Genomic DNA, 20,076 nt, shown 5'->3' with positions numbered 1-20,076 from the left:
GCCGTCACCCCTAGAGCAATGGCCGCTCGGCCGCGCGCGCCGGCCAGCGCGCAAGCGGCGCCGACTGGCCCTTCAGCAACACGGTGAGGCGGGTGAAGCTGTTGATCGAGGCGTAAAGCGAGAAGAACCGGTCCAGCACCGCGCCGAAAAGATAGGCGGAGCCGCGGTCGATCGCCGCCGGGTCGAATGTGAGCTCGATCTCGGTGCCGGGCACCATGGCGCCGCCGGCGAGCCGCGCGACCGAGCCTTTCGCCTCGATGCGCAGGATGGCGTCGATGAGCTGGCGCGTTTCCGCACTGTCGCGAAAGGCATAGAGCGAGAGGATGTCCTTCAGTGCCGCGCCTTCGTTGTCGAAGATCGAGAGGTGGTTCAGCATGAGGTGCGACATCAGCCGCCAGTTGCGCCCCGGTTCCTCGTTCATCCGGACCGACGCGGTCGGCGGCAGCAGGGCATGAACCGTGGAAACGGCCTCGTTGCCGGTGACAAGCTGCAGATAGGGATGGCCGCCGCCGAAGGGCAGTTGCTCGGGGAGGTCGCGGTTGAGGCAGATGGCATCGACGCTCGCGACCGCGTCGAGGGGGCCGGCGGATCGGCGCGCCCGATCGACGAAGGCGATGTCCATGTCGGATGTGCCGTCTTCTTCGTCGAAACGTCGGCAGGCCTGCCAGTGGACCGAGGCCGAACCGCTCCGCTGGCTGCGCCCGAAGAATGGCTGGCAGCTCTCCTCTTTGCCCTCAGGCCCGGTGAGCAGCACCTTTTCGATCATGTAGATCTCGCGCGTCGTCTGCCGCCGCGCGTCCGGCAGCAGCCGATATTCGGTGCGGGTGCCGTCTAGCGGCACCGGTTCGCAGGTCTGCCTGAAGAGGTTTACGACCGGCGTCGCATTCAGCGCGAAATCGCGGGCCGAAACCGACCGTTCCAGTTTGGCGTCGCTTGCGTCGAGATAGATGAAGATGTCGAGGGGCGCGGCGCTCCGCCAGGCGTCGAGGCCGTCAATGTCCAGAAACAGGAATTTGCGCGGCATTGCAAAGAATTCGGTGAGCAGGCGATAGCCGCTGAAGCTCGGGGCCGGGTAGGGCAGCATCGATTGGTCGGCATCGAACCCGAGCGGTTTCAATCTCGTCGCGGGCAGGAACACCGGGGCGGTATCGTCCGCATGCCGGGCGAGCGCGATGCCGATTGTGTGATTGGCCATGAGTTCGTGGAGCGGGACGGCCTGCTGCCAGGGCGAGGTGACATGGAGGCGCAAGGACTTGAGGCCGGTGTCGCCGAGCGCCATACGCGGGTCGCGTGGCCGGACTGACAGCCGGAGGCAGCCGGCCGCACCGGCAAAGGGCGAGGCGGGTGCAGCGATCGGCTGGCCGGTGAGCGAGGCGGCCGCGATCTCGACAGGCACCATCCCGACATCCTGGGTGGTACGGAACCGGCAGGCTTCGCCGCGCACCGGTTCGGCGATGATCTCGGTGTGGCGCGGGACCACCTGCACTGACGCGAGGGCCTCGCTCGGCTCGAAACGGACGATGCTCATCGACGGCAACGGGGCCAGATAGTGCGGATAGAGCGTTTCGAGCAGCCCGTCGGTCAGTTCGGGAAACTCGTCGTCGAGCTTCTGGCGCACACGGGCCGCGGAATAGGCGAAACTCTGGATCAGCCGCTCGACATGGGGATCGTCGGCGACGTCGCCGGTCATGCGCAGGCGGCCGGCGATCTTGGGGAAGGCATCGGCAAAGCGCGCCGCGCGCCGGCGGAGCGCCGCCAGTTCATCGCTGTAGCGCTGCAGGAAGCCTTCAGCCATTCGCCGCGCCCTCCACCATGAAACGCTGCGTGGAGGGATCGATGACCGATTCGAAGCTGATCGGCGGCATGCCGTCGATCAGCCGGAAGCTCGCCTCGATGCGCAGTCGCAGCGCCCGCTCGGCGAGCGAGCGGCTCTTCAGGATGGTGACCCGGACCTGCGTCAGGCGGGTCTCGAAGAGGGCGATCCGCCGCTCGATGATCCGGGCGAGCCTTGCCTTGGACTCGTCGGTGACGAGATTGGCCGAAACCATGCCGTCGACGCCGTAGTTGACGAGCGCGTCGCCGAGTTCGGTCAGCACCGTCGGCGGCGTCCTCGGGCAACGCCGGGTGTTGAGCAGGGCCTCGATGTCGCGGCGGATCGCTTCGCGCATCTCGCGCACCTGCTCGGCAAGACTCGCCGGCGGATCGGCGGCGAGATCCGGACTGTCGTCGATGAGCCTGTCGAGAATCGACCGTGCAAGGACGCGATCGCGCGGCCGGTAGCGCTCGAGCGGATCAGCCATGGGCAATCCTCGCATCGGCGGTTTCGCCTCCAGCGGCCGCGAGGGTGACGGCGTCATGGAAAGACACGAGTTCGCAGCCGGCGAGCAGGCAACGCTGGCCACGGCCGGTGGTGATGCCCGATCCTTCGCTGATCCAGACGGTTTCGCGCCCGAGCAGCAGCCGCTCGTCCGCCGTCGTTCCATGATAGATGGCCGGCAGCAGCACGGAAGCCACCGCCCCGTCGTTCAGCGTCAACTCGGCGCGGCGGAAGGCGAGATCGCGCGGCCGGGCGATCGGCTCGACCCGGACCGAGGCGATCTTCGTGAAGTCGACCCAGAGATAGGCACCCCCCGTCATGATCACCTCGAGCGCGTGCGGGGTGCGATCGTCGAGATCGCGGAGGTCCGTCACCGGCTTGCCGTTCCACAGCATCGCCCGCTCGCCGCGCAGGCGCTCCAGTTCGTCGAGCGCGACGACCGCCTCGCTCGCAGCCCCTGCACGATGGGCGATGCCGAGCTTGACGGCGGCCTTGTCGAGGTCGCTCGGGCCCTGCGGGAAGGCGGGCACGGCTGCGTCGCCAAACCAGGCGTCACGCGCCGCCATGGCGCGAAGCTGATTGCGAAGCAGCGCAAATCCCATCGTCTCCTCCGGCGCAAAACCCGCCGCCAGACTGCATTGCGCGTCCGCGCGTTCGTATTCGCCGAGGAGGACCAGAAGGTCGATATAGAGGTGGCGCGCCGCCTTGTCCGTCGGCGCCGACTTCACATGCGATTTCGCCGCGTCCATGGCGTCGAGCAGTGCATCGTTAGCGAGGAATTCAGCGACCCGGGCGGCAAAACTCATGCGGACATCCTTTGAACGGAGGCCGAAGGCGGCGGCGCGGACCGGCCGGCCTGCGCGGTTTCGGCGATGAGATGAAAGCTCGTCGAGACGTCGTCGAGCTGGAAATGCGGCTGAAGCCGGACGGTGCAGTAATAGGTTCCCGGCTTGCCCGGGACTTCCGCGACGGTCACGCCGGCCGAGCGCAGCGGCCGGCGAACGCGAAGACTGAGATCGGCGTCGTCGTTGCCGAGCGTATAGCCGGAAAGCCAGTCTTCGAGCCGGCGCTGGATCGAGATGGCATCGGCCAGCTGGCCGATTTCGTCGCGCATGATGACCTTGAGATAGTGCGAGAAGCGCGAGGCGCAGAGCACATATTGCAGCATCGCCGCTATCCGCGCGTTCTGCCGGGCATGCTCGTTGCCAAGGGTCTGCGGCGCATGAAGCGACTGGTTGGAATTGAAGATCGCCGCCGCGGACAGATAGGTCGTCGAAAGCGGGATCAGCCCCAGGTCGCAGAACTGCTGTTCCTGGCCGCTGGTCAGGCGCACTTCGACGGGTGGCTGCGCCGATAGCCCCTCGCTTTCGGTGGCGAAGTCATAGGGCGGCAATTGGTCGGCCGCCAGCATGCCGCCGTCGACGGCGTCCTGGCTGACGCCGCGTATGTCCGCGAACCAGCCCGACTCGATGAAGTTGCGGATGACGATCATCGCGAAGGCGAAGGCGCCGTTTCCCCAAAGCAGCGTCGAACCGTCTGCCGCGACGTGCTCGCGGAACGGAAAGCCGTCAGCGCGCCCGCGCACCATCGGCCGAAGCGGCGTTCGCATCAGGATGCGAGGGGCGACGAGGCCGATGAAGCGGGAATCGTCGCGCCGGCGAAGGCTGTTCCAGCGCAGCCGCTCAGGGTCGTGCTCGAGCCACGAGAAATCATGGACCCGGTCGAGTTCGCCGAAATGCTCGAGCCCGACGGCGCGCGGCGAGGCGCCGGCGACGAAGGGGCAGAATGCCGCCGCGGCGACCATGCCGATCTGGCCGAGCGTCCCGATCGCGTCGCCGGCGGGATCGACTGGCGAGAAATGATAGTCGCCGACGAGGAGGCCGAAGGGCTCTCCGCCGGGCATGCCGAATTCGCGGCTGTAGACGAGTTCGAAAAGGTGGCTCTGGTCGAAGTCCGCCGCCCTTTCCATGCTGCGCGCAAGCGTCTGCCAGTCGACGCTCAGAAGCTTGACCTTGACGTCGGAGGCCCGGCCCGCCTCGCCGACGAGCATGGCGAGGCCGCGCCATCTCGCCTCCATCGCCTTGAAATCGGGATTGTGCAGGATCGCGTTCACCTGGCGGGTGAGCGCATCGTCGATCAGCGTGATGAGCTGATCGACGCGCCGCCGCCAAACGATGTTTGATGTCTCGGTCATCGATGCCACGGAGTGACGGGCGGCCCGCGCGGGTGTCGGCGCGGGCACGCCGATCAGTTCTTCGATGGAATGCGGGCGACCATGCGCAGCGAGGTGGTCAGTTCCTCCATCTGCAGCCAGGGGCGCATCCAGGCGACGGCATTGTAGGAGCCGGGCTTGCCGGGGATTTCCTGCACGGTGACCTTGGCATCGCGCAGCGGATACTTGGCGCGGGACTCCTCGCCCGCCTCGTCATTGGCGTTGACGTAGTTGGATATCCACCGGTTCAGCCACGTTTCGCAGTCCTTCGCCTCCATGAAGGAACCGATCTTGTCGCGGCCCATCACCTTCAGGTAGTGGGCAAAACGCGAGGTTGCCATCATGTAAGGCAGGCGGGCCGAAACCGCGGCATTGGCGGTCGCCTCGGGCTTGTCGTAGATCTTCGGCTTGTGGGTCGTCTGGGCGCCGAAGAACACCGCATAGTCGGTATTCTTGTAATGGCACAGGGGCAGGAAGCCGAGCTTGCCGAGCTCCGCATCGCGGCGGTCGGTTATGCCGACCTCGGTCGGGCATTTCAGGTCGAGATCGCCGTCATCGCTGGAGAAGATGTGCATCGGCAGGTTCTCCACCTTGCCGCCATTCTCCGCACCGCGGATCGAGGTGCACCAGCCGCTCTTTGCAAAGGCTTCGGTCAGCCGTGTGCCCATGACGTAAGCCGCATTCATCCAGCAATAGGCGTCATGCGGCAGTTCGCCGGTCTTCGAACCGCGCGTCTCGTCGAAGTTGAATTCGTCGATGGTGTTCGTCTTCGGGCCATAGGGCATGCGCGACAGAACCCGCGGCAGGGCGAGCGTGACGAAACGGGAATCGTCGCTCTCCCGCAGGCTGCGCCATTTGGCGTATTCGACGGTCTCGAAGATTTTTTCCAGGTCGCGCGGACGCGACAGCTCGCGATAATCCTCGAAGCCGAACATGCGCGGGCTCGCAGCCGAGATGAAGGGGGCGAAGGCGGCGGCGGCGATCGAGGAGATGCCCTGGAGCAATTCGACGTCCTCGAACGAGTTGTCGAATTCGTAGTCGCCGATGATCGTGCCCATCGGCTCGCCGCCGGGGGTGCCGAACTCGTCCTCGTAGATCGACTTGAACAGCCGCGACTGGTCGAACTCCACGGATTTGGAGAGGTCTTTGGCAAGATCCCGCTTCGAGGCATTGAGCACGCGGATCTTCAGGTTGGCGCTCGTCTCGCTGTTCTTGACCAGGTAGTGCAGGCCTCGCCAGGTGCCCTCCAGCTTGGTGAATTCCGGTGACTGCATGATCACGGCCAACTGGCGCGAAACTGCCCTGTCGAGCTCGGCTATGGCGTTGTTGAGCGTGACCGTGAGATTGCGGTCGTATTTGACGGTGCCCTTGAGGGCCTGGTCGGTCAGGGTACGCAGCAGGTCCTGCGCCCGGTCCGGTTCGGTCTGGCGCGTCGCGGCAACAACCTTGGACAAGAGGTTGTCCTCGGCGTAGACCGCGTCGTCCTTGGCCTTGAGTTGCGTTTCGGCATTCATGTGTCGATCCTTTCGGAAAGAGCAGCAGGATCAGCCGTGGCGATCTCTGCTCTGGTGCTCGGGAGATGATGGGCCGGCTATGCCGTCGATCGTCAGTTCTCAGAATCCTTGCCGGCCCTGTCGGCGCCGGAGAGCTCGGAGACCAGTTTCGAAAGATCGTTGCGGTTCTGCAGGATGCCTTCGAGCAGACGCTCGAGCTCCTCGGATCGGTCGGCCTTGCTCATCAGGTCGCGCAGTTCGTTGCGGGCGTCGAGCAGCGCTTTCAACGCCGGCACCTGGTTGACGATGGAGCCGGGTTCGAAATCCTTCATGCTTTCGAACTTGAGCGAGACGGGCAGTTGCGAGCCGTCATCGGCAAGCGTGTTGTCGACGGTGATTTCGAGGCCGGGCGTCATGCGGCGCATGACCTCGTCGAAATTGTCGCGATCGATCTGGACGAACTTGCGCTCGCCGAAAGGCTTGAGCGGCTCGGTCGGATCCCCGGAGAAGTCGCCGAGCACGCCGACGACGAAAGGCAGTTCCTTGACCACCATCGCCCCCTCGGTCTCCACCTCGTATTTGATGTGGACGCGCGGCTTGCGGACCCGCTCCAGTTTCTCATGCACGCTTGCCATCGGAATTCTCCTTGATGCGAAAACTCGTTGTGTGATTCGGACTGTTCATCGGGCGGGACCGTCAGCGGCCCTCGGCTCTCGGCTGTATGCCGGCGGCAGTCAGCACGGCGTTCCTGGTGTTCTGCTCGGGGAGCAGCTCCGCGAGCAGTTCGGAGAAGTCCATCCGGCCGCGCCGCACGAGCGTTTCGATCGACAGTGAAATCGGCGAATGCGGTTCGCTCTTGCGGAAATAGCGAGCGACCGTCAGCAGCAGTTCGAAAGCCTCCTCCCGCGAAGCGATGCCGTGGCCCTGGGTCGCCGGCCTGACGACCACCGGTTGCCGGCCGGCCGCTTCCGGGACCCCGGCCTCCGCCTCGGACCCGGTGTCGGCCGTCGCGTCGATGCCGGCGAGCGCGCGAATCGCAGCGGCCGCCTCCAGCAGCACGTTTCTGGTGTTGGAGCTCGGCGGCGCCGCGTCCCCGCAGCGCTCGTCGATGAGTGCCATGAGTGCGTCGAAATCGGCGATGCACTGGTTGAGATCGGCGAGGTGGGCTGTCATGGCCGCACGCCCGGCGCCGTCGACCGCCTCCTGCAGCTCGCCGCGCCGCTCGGCCTCGCCGCTGCGCTGGCTGAGCTGGAAATCCCAAAGCGAAAACTGGCCGAATTTGGCGCCGGGAACGAGCGGTGCGAGTCGGATCGCCTGGATGATCGTGCCCTCGCTGCCGACGCCGTTCAGGCCTGCGAGCGGTGCGAAGCGTTCCTCCGCCTCGTCTCCGATCGAATGCACATGCTCCCAGTGGTTGCGAAGGAGCGTCGCCGTTGCGGCGTAGATCTCGCCGAGTGCACGGAAACCGTGCAAGCGTAATTGCGCCTCCGCCACCCACGCCAATACTTCGATGTCCTTGCTCAAGGAAGCAAGGATGTGCATCCCGAGGTTGCTCACATCAACCCATGCTGGCGAAATCGCAAGTCTTTCTCCCGGCGCAATGCCTCGCTCAGCCGCGCGAGCCACGTTCCTGGCGTCTTTAATTCTAAAGTATAGTTCCTTATGCGCGGCATCAATGCGAAGATTTTCTCCGCATGGCGTATATTCATCTAGCGATGTGATAATATCTCGGTGCGTCACCGACGTCAGTCTCCCCGGGCATGCCCCATCAAGTATGGGGTTTATACATTGGTTATGCAGATGCATGTTGTCAACCACGATGGCAGTATGACAAATTTGTGAAATACCCTTAGATTTTTGGGGTATCGCTATTTTTTTTACCTTCCGTCTGGACAACCCCCATCAATCGCCGTAGTTGTCTCCCCGCATCTCATGGTTGCCCTGGCAATTGTCGCAGAAACAGGACTTCTGGATGTCGCATATCGATCTCAACCGGCTGATAAGAACGCTGGTGCCCAGCTTGCGTATCGGCCTTGAGGCTGCCGCCTCCCTGGCGGCCCGCCATCGACATACAACTGTGGATATATCTCACTGGCTGAGGTCGTTGCTCGACCTCGAGGAAGCCGTCGTATTGTTTGACGACGTCGGCCTGCCGACTGCCGCCCTGCGGCAGGAACTGGACGCGGCGATCGAGGACATCAGGGCCGATGGCGCCGCGGCGCTCTCGCTCTCGCAGAACCTGCTGACGCTTGCCCGGGAAGCATGGATCGTCGCTTCGCTGCAATATGGCCGGCAGACCGTCGGCCTCGCCGATCTTCTGTCGGCGCTGACGAGCGAACAGTCCTTGCGGATCGTGGTGCGCGCGATCGCGCCGTCGATCCGCGACATCGACCTCAAGGCACTCGAGGCGCGGCTGAAAGCGGCTGACACCCCCTCCGGCGAAGCGGCGGCCATGCGGGTCGCGAACGGCGCGGAAGGCGACAGCGAATTCCTGCGGCTCTACACGCAGGACCTGACCGCGGACGCGCGCGGCGGTCGGATCGATCCCGTCATCGGCCGCGACGGCGAATTGCGGCAGGTGATCGACATTCTCATGCGCCGGCGCCAGAACAACCCGATTCTCGTCGGCGAGGCGGGGGTCGGCAAGACCGCGGTTGCCGAAGCGCTGGCGCTCGCCATCGCCGCCGGCAGCGTGCCGGAGAGACTGCGCGACATTCGCCTGCTGCTGCTCGACCTCAGCCTGTTGCAGGCGGGCGCCGGCGTCAAAGGCGAGTTCGAGCGGCGCCTGCATGGCGTCATCGACGCGGTCAGGAAATCGCAGCAGCCGATCATCCTGTTCATCGACGAGGCTCACGGGCTGATCGGCGCCGGCGGACCGGCGGGGCAGGGGGATGCCGCAAACATTCTCAAGCCGGCGCTCGCGCGCGGCGAACTGCGCACCATCGCCGCGACCACCTGGAGCGAATACAAGCGCCATATCGAGAAGGACACGGCGCTCACCCGGCGCTTCCAGGTCGTTCAGGTGCGCGAGCCGGACGAGGAAACGGCCATCCGCATGTTGCGCGGTGTCGCGAAGGCCTTTTCCACCCACCACAAGGTCCGCATTCGCGACGAGGCGATCGCCGCGGCTGTGCGGCTTTCGGCCCGCTATCTTCCGTCGCGGCAGTTGCCCGACAAGGCGATCAGCCTCATCGACACGGCGGCCGCCGCCGTATCGCTTGCCCGCCAGACGACGCCAGAGGCTCTGACGACGCTGAGGAACGAGCTGGAACTCCTGGAATGCGAGGCGCTCTGGCTCGAGGCCGAGCCGCAGACGGCCGAGATTGCCGAACGGTTGCTTCGCATCGAGGCGGAGCGGCAGCGGCTGGGCGAAGAAATACGGGCGCTCGACGACAGGCTTTCCGAGGAGTTGCGGCTGCTCGGCGAGGTCGACCGGAGCGAGGCAGCCTTTTCCGGCGAGGCGCTATCTACTGCGACTGCCGCGGAAGCGAAAGCGGCCGGCGCCAATGTGGCACAACTGCCGCTGACGGAGCATTCCGCCGAGACTGCCCGCAAGGCCTTCGCGGCGGCCGAAGCGCGGCTCGTGGCGTTGACCGGCGAGAAGCCGCTCGTGCCGCGTGTCGTCGACCGCGACGTCGTCGCCAGCGTTGTTTCCCGCTGGACGGGGATTCCGGTCGGCAAGCTGCTCTCGGACGCGGTCGAGACCGTCAAGACCCTGGAATCGCGCCTGAAGGAACGGGTGATCGGGCAGGACCTTGCGCTGGAGCGCATCGCCTCGACCATGCGCGCGGCACGCGCCGGGCTGTCGGACCCGCGCAAGCCGCCGGCGGTGTTTCTGCTCGTCGGCATGTCGGGCACCGGCAAGACCGAAACGGCGCTGGCGCTGGCCGATATGCTTTATGGCGGCAGCCAGCACCTGACGACCTTGAACATGTCGGAGTTCAAGGAGGAGCACAAGGTTTCGATGCTGCTCGGCTCGCCGCCCGGCTATGTCGGCTACGGCGAGGGCGGGGTGCTGACGGAGGCTGTCCGGCGGCGGCCCTACGGCGTCCTGCTTCTCGACGAGATCGACAAGGCGCATCCCGGCGTCCAGGAGATCTTCTACCAGGTGTTCGACAAGGGGACGCTGCGCGACGGCGAAGGCCGCGACATCGACTTCAAGAACACGACGATCTTCATGACCGCCAATACCGGCGCGGAACTCCTGGCTGCGCTTTCGGCCGATCCGGATACGATGCCGGAAGGCGAGGCGCTCGAAGAGCTGCTCCTCCCGGAACTCAAGAAGCAGTTCAAGCCGGCCTTCCTCGGCCGCGCCATCATTCTTCCCTTCATGCCGCTCGGGCACGAGACCCTGTCCGGCATCGTCGACATCCAGATCGGCCGCATTCGCGATCGGCTTTCGGCCGCCTACGGCACCACGGCCGCGCTGACGGCCGAGGCGCGCGAGGCGCTCATCGCCCGTGCGAAGTCTTCCGAAATGGGCGCGCGTGCCATCGAAGTGATGATCGCGCGCGACCTGTTGCCTGTGCTTTCGACCTTCTTCCTCGATCTGGTCGCCGACAAGCGCAAGGTCGCCCATATCGAGATCGGCTTTGACGGCCGGATCTTCACCGTCGACGCCCCGCATGCGGGCGCGACGGATCAGACGGAATTCGCCTCGTCCGGGCAAGGACGAGCGGATGCAGCAGTCCCGCAAGTTGATCGCCCGAGCGCGGCGACAACCCGAAAGGCAACCACGCCCTGAGGCGGCAGGGCAAACGAACCAACAGGAGAGTAAGACATGCCGATTTATCTGCAGATCGACGGTATCCAGGGCGATGCCACCCATGAGCAGCACCGCAAGTGGATGGATATCGAAGCGATCCACTGGAACGTTTCGCGCAACATGAACACGACCGCCGGTTCTGCCGCGAACCGCGAGGCCTCCGAGCCGACCGTTTCGGAAGTGATCCTGACCAAGGTCAGCGATTCCTCCTCGACCAAGCTTTTCCAGGAGGCTTGCTCCGGACGCACCGGCAAGCGCGCCACCATCCACCTGGTGACGACCGGCAATCCGGGCGACACCTATATCGAATACGCGCTCACGAACACGCTGATTGCCAGCTACTCGATCGATTCGAACGGTGATCGTCCGGTCGAGACGATCAAGCTCAACTTCACCAAGCTCGAAGTGAAGTACACGCCTTATGACGACAACCACTCGCCGCAGTCGCCGATGATCGCCTCCTACGATCTCGCAACCACCAAGGCTGCCTGATTGCGGCATCGCCGTCGGCGCGACATCGCGCCGACGGCGTCCCGTTTCTGCGCACCTTATCCAGGCAGATCGCATCCTGAAGGCCCTGTCGGCGCGCGGCGGCGACAAGTTTCCTTGGACAATGGAGATGACCCGTGTCGTCCGCAACCGATCGTTTGAACAACATTCTCGTCGAACTGCCCAAATACAAATCGCAATGGCAGTTGAACGTGGCCAACCCCTATGTGCGGGCCTATGACCTTGCGGTCGAGAATTTCCAGCGGACGCTGAAGGCTCAGGAAGCGCGCGATCGGATGACGGCGGAGCTTTTCGTGTTCGCCGCGTCCGTTTTGACAGGCAGCGTCATGATGGCTGCCTTCGCAACGGCCTCGCTGCGCGTGCTGGCCGGCCGCGCAGCCCTTCGCGTCATCTGCAACAACAATCTCAACCGCACTTTCGACCTGATGCATGCGGCTGCCAGCAGCAAGACAGTCATGTTTGCCCTGGGCGGTATCCTGGACGAGGCCAAGAAGATTGCCGGCAAGCAGGTCATGAGTGCTGCGGAAAAACTCACGAGCAGTGCGCCCATCGCCTCTTCGCCGACCGCCATCAACTTCATGACGCGGATCGAAGACTTCGTCAGCGTCAATCACATCTGCGTTCATGATTTCACGGCGGGCGTGCGGGACGACGGGTCGATCTCCGAGGCCGACAAGCTGAAGCTTGCCGATCTGGTCGGAAAGACCCCCTTCTGCAACCCGCCGGCGACCAGGCGCGTGGATGAGAACAGGCTGGCCCAGAAAATGGAGCTGCTCTTCTACATGAGCGCGGTGCTGGACTCCGACCGGCTCGTGACCTACTCGCCGCCCGCAGGCGGCAGCGCTCCGGGAACCGCAAGGGAACTGGTCTATGGCAAGGAAGCCATTCCGCAAATGCCCTCGGCGGCTGATTACCCCAAGGAAGTCGTGCCCCGCTTCACCGGCAAGATGTTCCAGCCCTTCGAGCCCGGCAAGCGCGTCGAATACGCGAACATCGGATCTGCCGTAAGAGAGCGCACCGATACGCTCAGCCGTATGCTGGCCGGTTCTTCGTTCTATCCCGAGCAGAATTTTGCCGAGAAGCTGCTGGTCGACCCGACGGGCAGCGCGCAGCTGGTGAAGGCCGAGCAGATCATCAACCGACTTGCTGCCGATGCGCGCCCCAAGCAGCTCACCGACATCCGGATGATCTAGGCGATGCTTATGGCGGTGACGGACCCTTTCTCGAAGCCACGCGCATTGCGGCGCCGTATGCTCCCGCTCCTGGCCTTGGCCGTCCTGGCTCTGGCCGCGGCCGGATGCGGCCCCGCGGCGGATGCCGCCAGCGCAATCGATCAAGCCCTCGTGCGGATCGAGCAAGTGAGCGCGCGCTTCTCCGGCATCCCTGCGTCCGTCAAGGATGTCGTCAAGGCTGCTACCGCGGACGGAGCGTCGAACACCGCGGACGCAGAAGCCATGCTTGAAAAAGCGGTCCGGTCTTCATTCGACGCGGACGTAGCGAGCGCCGAGATCCTGGAGGCGCTCGAACGCGTCGGTGGCGAGACCGTCGATGCGGAGGCTTTCGCCAGGGCGGCAGATGCATTCGAAGACGCCCGGGCGAAAGTTGCGCATATCTACGAGACGCAGGACCGGACGGCAGCGAAAGACATCGAGGCGCATCTTGCCGACGCCGAGTACGGACAGCGCATCAGAGAGCTCACGGAACGGATGGCCGCGCCGGACCTCGCCGTCGAGACCGCGTTCACCGCGCAACTCATGTATCGCGCCGTCGAGGCGTTCTCCGGCGCCGGCACGGCGGCTCTGGCTTCCGCTCCTGAAGTGAAACGGAAGGCCGATACGCAGGAAGCGATCGCCTCGTTGCGTTCCAGCAACGAAAACGAAAAGCCGGTTCCGAAACAGGTAGCGCGCCTGGACGAGCAGGCGCGGCTGAGCCTCATTCTGGCGGCTTTACCTTCGGAAGACCTGTCGGTGCTGTCGGACTTCTATCAGAGTGCCGGCGGGAAAGCCAAACGCCAGGCGCTCGTAGACAGTTATACGCAGCTCGCCAACCAGGCCAACACCAAAATGCTGCAGGACTATTTCTCCGCCCTGGCGGATCACCTCAAAACCCACCCTCGGCCGCAACAACAGTGATGCACCGCTTCCACGACGGGACTTGATGTTATGGACGATCTTCAATCCTTTGCATCTGACTTCATCCAGGCGAGCCGTATCCTCACGGTCTCCTCGCCGCTCGGTGGGGACCAGTTGCTGCCCGAGCGTGTCGAGATCGAAGAGGCGGTGTCGAAACTCTTCGAGATCCGCCTCGCGGTGCGTGCCAAGCGCGAGGCGGTGAAGCCCGAGGAGCTGATCGGCCGGCTCGTCGACGTCTCCATCGAGGTACAGCAGGGGGAGGAAGACGACGGCGGCGTGCGCCGTCCGTTCAACGGTCTCGTCACGGAACTCAACGAGGGCCCGCCGGTCAGCCGCGGCCTGCGTTCCTATTCGCTGGTGCTTAAGCCCCAGATGTGGCTGCTTTCGCGCCGCTCCGACTGCCGCATCTGGATGGACAAGACGGCGATCGACATCGTCGAGACGCTGTTTTCCGAACACGGCATTCCCGCCCCGGACGTCTCCGGCATCGTCTCGCGCCCGCCGCCGCAGCATTATTCGGTGCAATGGAACGAGACCGACCTCGACTATCTCATGCGCCGCTTCGAGGAGGACGGGCTCTACTTCTGGTTCAGCCACGACAAGGGCAGCCATCGCCTCCACGTCGCAGACAGCGCCATCTCCTGGGCGAAGCCGTCGGCTTCCGCGCAAGGGGAGGGGCGGGTGCGTCTGGCGCAGGGATCGTCCGACCGCAACCACATCAACGACTGGGGGCGGCGCTTCTCCTATGTGCCGGGCCAGCGGGCGGGCGCCGACTGGAACTTCGAGACGCCGCGCATGGTGCCGGGAAACGCCACGCCCTCGCTGGTGCAGATGCCGGACGCGATGAAGCGCGAGCTCTACGAATATCCCGCCCGCATTTCGACCGTCGCCGAGGCCGAGCGGGCGCAGAAGCTGCGCGCACAGGCAAGCGAGGCCGACCACGACCGCGTCTTCGGCCGCTCCACCTCGCGCGTCATCGAGGTCGGCCGCCGCTTCACCCCTTACGAGGTCGCCCATCCCGAGCACGCCTATGAGGAGCACGTGGTCGTCTCAATGCGCCAGACGGTGGTCGACCGCTCCTACGAGACGAACTCGAACGACCCGGAATATGTGAACAGCTTCGAGGCGGTGCCATCGCGGGTGCCGCTGACGCCGCACCGGCAGACGAAGCGGCCGCGGATCGAAGGCACGCAGGTGGCGATCGTCGCCGGTCCGCCGGGCGAGGAAATCCACCCGGACAAATACGGCCGCATCAAGCTGTGGTTCCCCTGGGACCGCAAGGCCAGGAAGGACGGCTCCGACACCTGCTGGGTGCGGGTGGCGCAAAGCTGGGGCGGCGGCACCTGGGGCGCGCAGGTGATCCCGCGCATCGGCATGGAGGTGATGGTCGCCTTTATCGACGGCGACCCGGACCGGCCGCTGGTCGTCGGCGTCGTGCCGAACCCGGCCAATCCGGTGCCCTACGACCTGCCGGCCAACAAGACGCGCATGGTGCTGCGTTCGAACACCCACAAGGGCNCGGGCCGCGAGAACCAGTTCTTCCACGCCCAGAAGGACCAGACGACGCGGGTCCTCAACGACCGCACCAAGCGCATCGACCGCCACGAGGTCGCCTCGATCGGCGCCAACCGCGCCGTCGAGGTCGGCGGCAACCAGAAGCACGAGATCGGCGGCTCGATGAACACGGTGGTCGGCGGCACCGGCCCGATGGCGATGGCGCTGATGGGCGCCGTCCAGGGCCTTTCCGGCCACACCGCCGGGCTCCTCTCCCAGGCCGGCCAGATCGCCGGCGCCGGCGGCCCGGCGCTCGCCGCCTTCGCCGGCACGCTCGCCTCCTCCGCCCTCGGCTTCCTCGACGCCGGCGGCCTCGGCAGCCGCGAGGGCGTCGTGGCCGGCGCCAGCCCCCGGGCAGACGCCGGCACGGCACTCGCCGGCTCCGGCACCGGCGTCGGCGACGCGGCCTCCGGGCTGTTCCCGTTGCCGGGGATCATGAACACGATCGTCGGCTCGTTCAAATCGGACACGATCGGCGTGGCGCGCGCCGAGCAGATCGGCGTCAGCAAGGTGACGAATGTCGGGCAGACGCAGATGGTCAATGTCGGAAAGGAACAGCATACTACAGTTGGTAAGAAAATAAGTATTCACGTTGGCGAGCTATATAACCTCGTTTCACAGGAGAGATATCGCGGCGAATCTAAGCTGTGGGAAGTCTACGCCGACGACACGATCCTATTATCGGCGCCGGGCGGTTATATCGAGATCAACAAGAGCGGCATTCGAATCCGTGGCCTCAAGGTCGATATAGAAGGCAATCAGATCAATTTCAGTCGCGGTGGCCCGGGCGAGGGAGCATCTTGCTTGAGGCAGATGGCGAAGTCCTCAACGCCGTTTGTCAAAGGGTGAGTGCAATGGCGAGCAATTCAAGCTTGAAGTCTTTTCTTTTGGAGACGAAGCAACCTGTATTTGCAGTAATCGATGGCGCGCAGTTCGAGGATCTTCCCAGGAAGTTGTTTGGTGGTGATTTCGTGCATACGCCGTTATATCTGGACCGCGGAGATGGCAACCGGGACCGCGTTCTGACAGCACCGCAACTTGTATGGCTCGACCGGGGCAGAGATAGAGGTTCTCCCGTAAATACGGAGACGCGCAATCCACCTGACCCAGACGTTGTCGAGCGCCTGCTGGAACTTCTTGGTCTCGCGCCTGCGGCTGTCTTCTGGCAATGCAGTGCGGGCGGACATGCGCTATTTCGTCACTTGCGAACGACCAACATGATCCTCGTTCCTGAGGATACCGAAACCGACTACGGCAAACCCTACGAGATCTCTCCCTTGCAGACCGAAGGTGCCATGGAAGGAATGTCCGCACCCTCCAATCATGTTCTTGTATTGTTCCGTCATGCCGATGCCAATGTCATGGCGCAAGTGCTGCCGACCCTCAATCCCGCCCAGGTTTCGAGGCTGCTCGGGCCAGCGGAGGCTTTATGCTTCGCCGCCGACCCGCAATGGAATGAAGCGGGGGGTGTCATGGGCGCAAGACGCGCGCCCAATCTGCCTGAACGGCAGGCAGGAATGCTGAAGCTTGAGCAGGAAAACATACGGGCCATAAGCGTACGAAGAGACGCGGCATTGACCAGGAAGGTCGCCGGTTACCTGGAAAGAGTGGCTCCAGACCGAGTGTCTGCCTTGGAGGAGGGAAAGTTACAAAAATTCGCCCAATATTCCCTTCGGGAATCCCGCCGCTTCGGAGTGGAGACGGACGCCGGCCATTGTCGCTGGGCCTACATGTCGCTCGTGACGTCCGGACAGCTTGGGCAAAATCCTAGCGTGCAGGAAGCAATGCGTGCCGATGCGCCGGGCTACAGTGCTGACACGCGAGTCGCTCTCTTAATGCGGCACTCGTTTCTCGCTGTGAAAAAGCAAGCTTCTAGGGAGGTGGACTGAGATGGCTGCTATTGCCGTTCCCCTCATTCCGCCCGCCCTTGCCGCGCTAGGCAAGGCAGCGCTCTTCGTTGGGTCGGCCGCCGCCGCTGCTTTCGGCGTCAACTACGCAATGAACGAGATGTCGCAGGCCGAAGAAGAGGTGAAGCCTGAAGAGTCTACGAAGACAACCGCGATCACCTGTGCGACCTGTGCTCAGAACCCGTGTGCGGAACTTGCGTGCGGTGCTCCCGGCAGTAAATATCGGGGTGGCGCGCATGGTTGTGTTGGTCTGGCGGATAACAAACTTGGTCCCTCCGGGACTATCCACAGTCATCACGTGCCGGCCGATCATTACTCCCCACTTCCTCGCGCGGTAGGGCCAGCAATCCAGATGGAGGCCCAGGACCACTATGCAAGTTCGTCCTACGGCAGTAAGGTCCATGGGCCCCCTTACGCAGCTCAAAGAGCCATGCTCGCTCGCGGACAGACAATGCAGGCGCTGATGATGGATGCAGCAGAGGTGAGGGTCATTGCCGCCCGCAGCGGAAACCCTACCAAGTATGATGAGGCAATTGCGCAAATGTTCGCCTACGCAAATTGCCTGAGGCAAAATGGCATTATCAAGTGAGGTTAGCCTGATGGACAACGAGTGGACGATCAAACCCAAAGTCGGATTCGGGCTTATCTCCTTTGGAATGGATACCAATCAGGTTGCGGCGTTCAGTTCAGTCTACGGCCCTCTTGAGACAGTAACCGAAGATGCCGACCAAGCACTCGGACTTGACGATACTCTTGCATTCTTCAGTCAATTCGCATCGCAGGAAGATATTGCCGCTGTGAGAGGCGCGATCGAAGACAAGGCGGCTCAAAGAGGTCGACAGGAAATCTTCAATAACGGGCGCGTATTTGTGATCTATGAAGCGGACCGTGTGGTGTCAATTATGGCTTCTTCACGGGAAAGCCGGACAAATTTCAAAGATATATCGGTTTTCGATACGGCGGCCGTGGACGTGCTTAGGCTCTTCGAAAAAGCGAACGGGGCGCCAGGCCGCTACCGCTCCACCCAGGCCGCTTTCGATCATATCGGCGTTTCACTGGACGCTTTCAGTCTGGTAGAATCCGGAAAGGTGCAGGCGCTAACAGCGTCTGACGAGCGTTTCCGTGAACGAACGATTGAAGTCCGGAAGGAGGCCTACATTTCCCCTGAGGAAGCTGGAAGCTTTGTTGTCCACTCGGTCTTTTAACGATGGCTGCGGCGAATCGCCTATGGGAGGCCTACTAGTTTGGGCAGAACGGAGTATTTGCGGATATCACCTCGCTCAGGACTGGGGCAACTCAGATTTGGTGAGCTCAAGGCGGCGGCGGATACGCGTGAAGGCATCTATGGCGCAGTCACTCGGCAGGCGTCGGACCGCATTCCCGATTCCACCCTACAGGATACGCTGGCCCAGTTCGGAAGCGATCTAAGTGATGAAGAGAAACAAGCGCTTCTTGCACTCTATGCCGAGAGCGGCCCAGATGCCTCGAGCGTAACGGAGGTTCGCGGTGATCACGGTCTTGTACTTCGCTATGAGCAAGATCGACTAGTGGAAATTACTTTGTCACCTGATCATAGTTTGGCGAATCTCGCCGGAAAAGGCGTGTTCCTGCTGCCGGCAAAGGACGTCGCTACGGCAGAAAGCCTTAGCAAAATCCCCGGTCTTTATCACGGGACGACGGCTGCATTTCTCAATCTCGGTCTCATATTCCGAGGGATTTTGTCTAACCGGTCGTCAGTCCGCTCCCAAATTGCTCGATTCGAGTGACGAACGATTTACCGATCGTTCAATCGGCATGTTTGGGAGAATCACCTTGGACGAAGACGGATTTCGCGTCTTCTCATGGCTTACACCCTGAACGGAGCATAGGGGTTTAGTATGGCATCTCCAGTATCGCTGAAAGGCCATATGCATATTTGTCCGATGTGCGATCCTGGGCCGAAACCGCACGTGGGCGGGCCCGTGCAATCAACCGGTCAAAGCTTCGTCACGGTGAACGGGGTGCCGGTCGCGACGATGGGCGACCGATGCCTCTGCACGGGCGTCCCGACGACGGCCGCAATTTCCGGCGGCTCGTCCATTTCAAAGATCAATGGGAAGAAAGTGGCTAGGGTAGGTGATCCCTGCGAACACGGTGGAAGACTTGTCCAAGGAGTCTCCTGGCTGACTTTCGAATAAGCTGTCCTCGGACCGCAACCACATCAACGACTGGGGGCGGCGCTTCTCCTATGTGCCGGGCCAGCGGGCCGGTGCCGACTGGAACTTCGAGACGCCGCGCATGGTGCCGGGAAACGCCACCCCCTCGCTGGTACAGATGCCGGACGCGATGAGGCGTGAGCTCTACGAATACCCCGCCCGCATTTCGACGGTGGCCGAGGCCGAGAGGGCGCAGAAGCTGCGCGCACAGGCAAGCGAGGCCGACCACGACCGCGTCTTCGGCCGCTCCACCTCCCGCGTCATCGAGGTCGGCCGCCGCTTCACCCCTTACGAGGTCGCCCATCCCGAGCACGCCTACGAGGAGCACGTCATCGTCTCGATGCGCCAGACGGTGGTCGACCGCTCCTACGAGACCAATTCCAACGACCCGGAATATGTGAACAGCTTCGAGGCGGTGCCATCGCGGGTGCCGCTGACGCCGCACCGGCAGACGAAGCGGCCGCGGATCGAAGGCACGCAGGTGGCGATCGTCGCCGGCCCGCCGGGCGAGGAAATCCATCCGGACAAATACGGCCGCATCCGTATCATCGGTGTTTGGAGAAGCACGGTTTATTGCCGGGAAAGAAGAGGAAGTAGACCATGGAATGGGAAATAATTCCGTTTAGTGGAATGGGGCCGATAAAATTCGGAATGCCGCCCAGCGAGGTGGCCGCAATAATCGGTCTACCAGAATCATCGGATGTTGAGGGAATGTATCTGCGCGAATACCGTGCAACCAATTTGCCAATAGTCTCATATGAGAACGGTCGAGTCACAGAGATCGAGGCATTCTACGACGTTGAGAATGTTAAATTCCTTGGAACAAATCTATTTGATCAGCCGGGCACTTCAATTCTGTCATTCTTGGAGAGGGAGAATGGAGGTGCCAAAATAAATGATGGGACAGTACTTGAACCGCGCCGGGTTTGCCGGAGGCTCCAACTTCTGAGAAAGTGGAGCCGATATGAGCAAGACAACAAACAAATTTTCA

General features: G+C 63.2%; 18 protein-coding genes and 2 pseudogenes. 13 read left to right on the top strand and 7 right to left on the bottom strand.

Annotated elements, in window-relative coordinates; translation table 11 throughout:
* Positions 1–10: 10 nt before the first annotated feature.
* The 7 genes from tssF to tssA all read right to left on the bottom strand — a co-directional run bounded on the left by tssF (position 11) and on the right by tssA (position 7,762).
* Positions 11–1,795, bottom strand: a complete 1,785-nt coding sequence (gene tssF / locus ATB98_RS20015; RefSeq protein WP_066876688.1) for a type VI secretion system baseplate subunit TssF — start codon at positions 1,793–1,795, stop codon at positions 11–13.
* Positions 1,788–2,300 (bottom strand): type VI secretion system baseplate subunit TssE, encoded by a 513-nt coding sequence (gene tssE / locus ATB98_RS20010; RefSeq protein ID WP_066876687.1) that lies wholly within the window; start codon positions 2,298–2,300, stop codon positions 1,788–1,790. The genes tssF and tssE overlap by 8 nt, the downstream gene beginning before the upstream one ends.
* The gene (locus ATB98_RS20005; RefSeq protein WP_066876685.1) at positions 2,293–3,123 is read right to left on the bottom strand and encodes a type VI secretion system accessory protein TagJ; all 831 of its coding nucleotides are present in this window, start codon (positions 3,121–3,123) and stop codon (positions 2,293–2,295) included. The genes tssE and ATB98_RS20005 overlap by 8 nt, the downstream gene beginning before the upstream one ends.
* Positions 3,120–4,511: a type VI secretion system contractile sheath large subunit gene (gene tssC / locus ATB98_RS20000; RefSeq protein ID WP_066876682.1), complete on the bottom strand. Its 1,392-nt coding sequence runs from the start codon at positions 4,509–4,511 to the stop codon at positions 3,120–3,122. Before tssC (ATB98_RS20000) ends, ATB98_RS20005 begins: the two co-directional genes overlap by 4 nt.
* Before the next feature lie 53 nt (positions 4,512–4,564).
* Entirely contained in the window at positions 4,565–6,043 is a 1,479-nt protein-coding gene (gene tssC / locus ATB98_RS19995) for a type VI secretion system contractile sheath large subunit (protein WP_066876680.1), read from the bottom strand.
* Positions 6,044–6,135: 92 nt separating this feature from the next.
* On the bottom strand, positions 6,136–6,657 hold the full coding sequence (gene tssB / locus ATB98_RS19990; RefSeq protein WP_066876678.1) for a type VI secretion system contractile sheath small subunit: 522 nt from the start codon (positions 6,655–6,657) through the stop codon (positions 6,136–6,138).
* A 61-nt stretch (positions 6,658–6,718) separates the two neighbouring features.
* Complete coding sequence (tssA, locus tag ATB98_RS19985) at positions 6,719–7,762, bottom strand: type VI secretion system protein TssA (protein WP_234781973.1); 1,044 nt, start codon at positions 7,760–7,762, stop codon at positions 6,719–6,721.
* Between the two features lie 232 nt (positions 7,763–7,994).
* Between tssA and tssH the strand changes: the two genes are divergently transcribed.
* The 13 genes and pseudogenes from tssH to ATB98_RS29085 all read left to right on the top strand — a co-directional run.
* Entirely contained in the window at positions 7,995–10,766 is a 2,772-nt protein-coding gene (gene tssH, locus ATB98_RS19980; RefSeq protein ID WP_066876677.1) for a type VI secretion system ATPase TssH, read from the top strand.
* Positions 10,767–10,802: 36 nt separating this feature from the next.
* Positions 10,803–11,279 (top strand): Hcp family type VI secretion system effector, encoded by a 477-nt coding sequence (locus ATB98_RS19975; RefSeq protein ID WP_066876676.1) that lies wholly within the window; start codon positions 10,803–10,805, stop codon positions 11,277–11,279.
* A gap of 311 nt (positions 11,280–11,590) precedes the next feature.
* On the top strand, positions 11,591–12,490 hold the full coding sequence (locus ATB98_RS19970; RefSeq protein WP_234781956.1) for a hypothetical protein: 900 nt from the start codon (positions 11,591–11,593) through the stop codon (positions 12,488–12,490).
* A 9-nt stretch (positions 12,491–12,499) separates the two neighbouring features.
* Positions 12,500–13,429 (top strand): hypothetical protein, encoded by a 930-nt coding sequence (locus ATB98_RS19965; protein ID WP_066876674.1) that lies wholly within the window; start codon positions 12,500–12,502, stop codon positions 13,427–13,429.
* 30 nt (positions 13,430–13,459) lie between these two features.
* Positions 13,460–14,947 (top strand): annotated as a pseudogene (tssI, locus tag ATB98_RS30100) (type VI secretion system tip protein TssI/VgrG); the annotation flags it as partial.
* A gap of 1 nt (position 14,948) precedes the next feature.
* The coding region (locus ATB98_RS30095) for a bacteriophage T4 gp5 trimerisation domain-containing protein (RefSeq protein WP_407695297.1) at positions 14,949–15,832 on the top strand (884 nt) is incomplete at its 5' end.
* Between the two features lie 5 nt (positions 15,833–15,837).
* The gene (locus tag ATB98_RS29095) at positions 15,838–16,872 is read left to right on the top strand and encodes a DUF4123 domain-containing protein (protein ID WP_153435706.1); all 1,035 of its coding nucleotides are present in this window, start codon (positions 15,838–15,840) and stop codon (positions 16,870–16,872) included.
* A gap of 1 nt (position 16,873) precedes the next feature.
* Positions 16,874–17,479, top strand: coding sequence for a hypothetical protein (locus ATB98_RS19945; RefSeq protein WP_066876669.1), 606 nt, complete (start codon positions 16,874–16,876; stop codon positions 17,477–17,479).
* Positions 17,480–17,489: 10 nt separating this feature from the next.
* Positions 17,490–18,095, top strand: a complete 606-nt coding sequence (locus ATB98_RS19940; RefSeq protein WP_066876667.1) for a hypothetical protein — start codon at positions 17,490–17,492, stop codon at positions 18,093–18,095.
* 39 nt (positions 18,096–18,134) lie between these two features.
* On the top strand, positions 18,135–18,656 hold the full coding sequence (locus tag ATB98_RS29090; protein ID WP_153435707.1) for a hypothetical protein: 522 nt from the start codon (positions 18,135–18,137) through the stop codon (positions 18,654–18,656).
* A gap of 111 nt (positions 18,657–18,767) precedes the next feature.
* A complete protein-coding gene (locus tag ATB98_RS28085; protein WP_084435611.1) occupies positions 18,768–19,067 on the top strand; it encodes a PAAR domain-containing protein in 300 nt (99 codons plus the stop codon).
* Positions 19,068–19,071: 4 nt separating this feature from the next.
* Positions 19,072–19,644: pseudogene (locus ATB98_RS19935) on the top strand (contractile injection system protein, VgrG/Pvc8 family); the annotation flags it as partial.
* A 41-nt stretch (positions 19,645–19,685) separates the two neighbouring features.
* The coding region (locus ATB98_RS29085) for a hypothetical protein (RefSeq protein ID WP_157111054.1) at positions 19,686–20,076 on the top strand (391 nt) is incomplete at its 3' end.

Origin of the sequence: Sinorhizobium saheli, assembly GCF_001651875.1 — a bacterium.
GTDB lineage: Bacteria > Pseudomonadota > Alphaproteobacteria > Rhizobiales > Rhizobiaceae > Sinorhizobium > Sinorhizobium saheli.
This window is presented reverse-complemented; position numbering and strand designations above follow the sequence as displayed.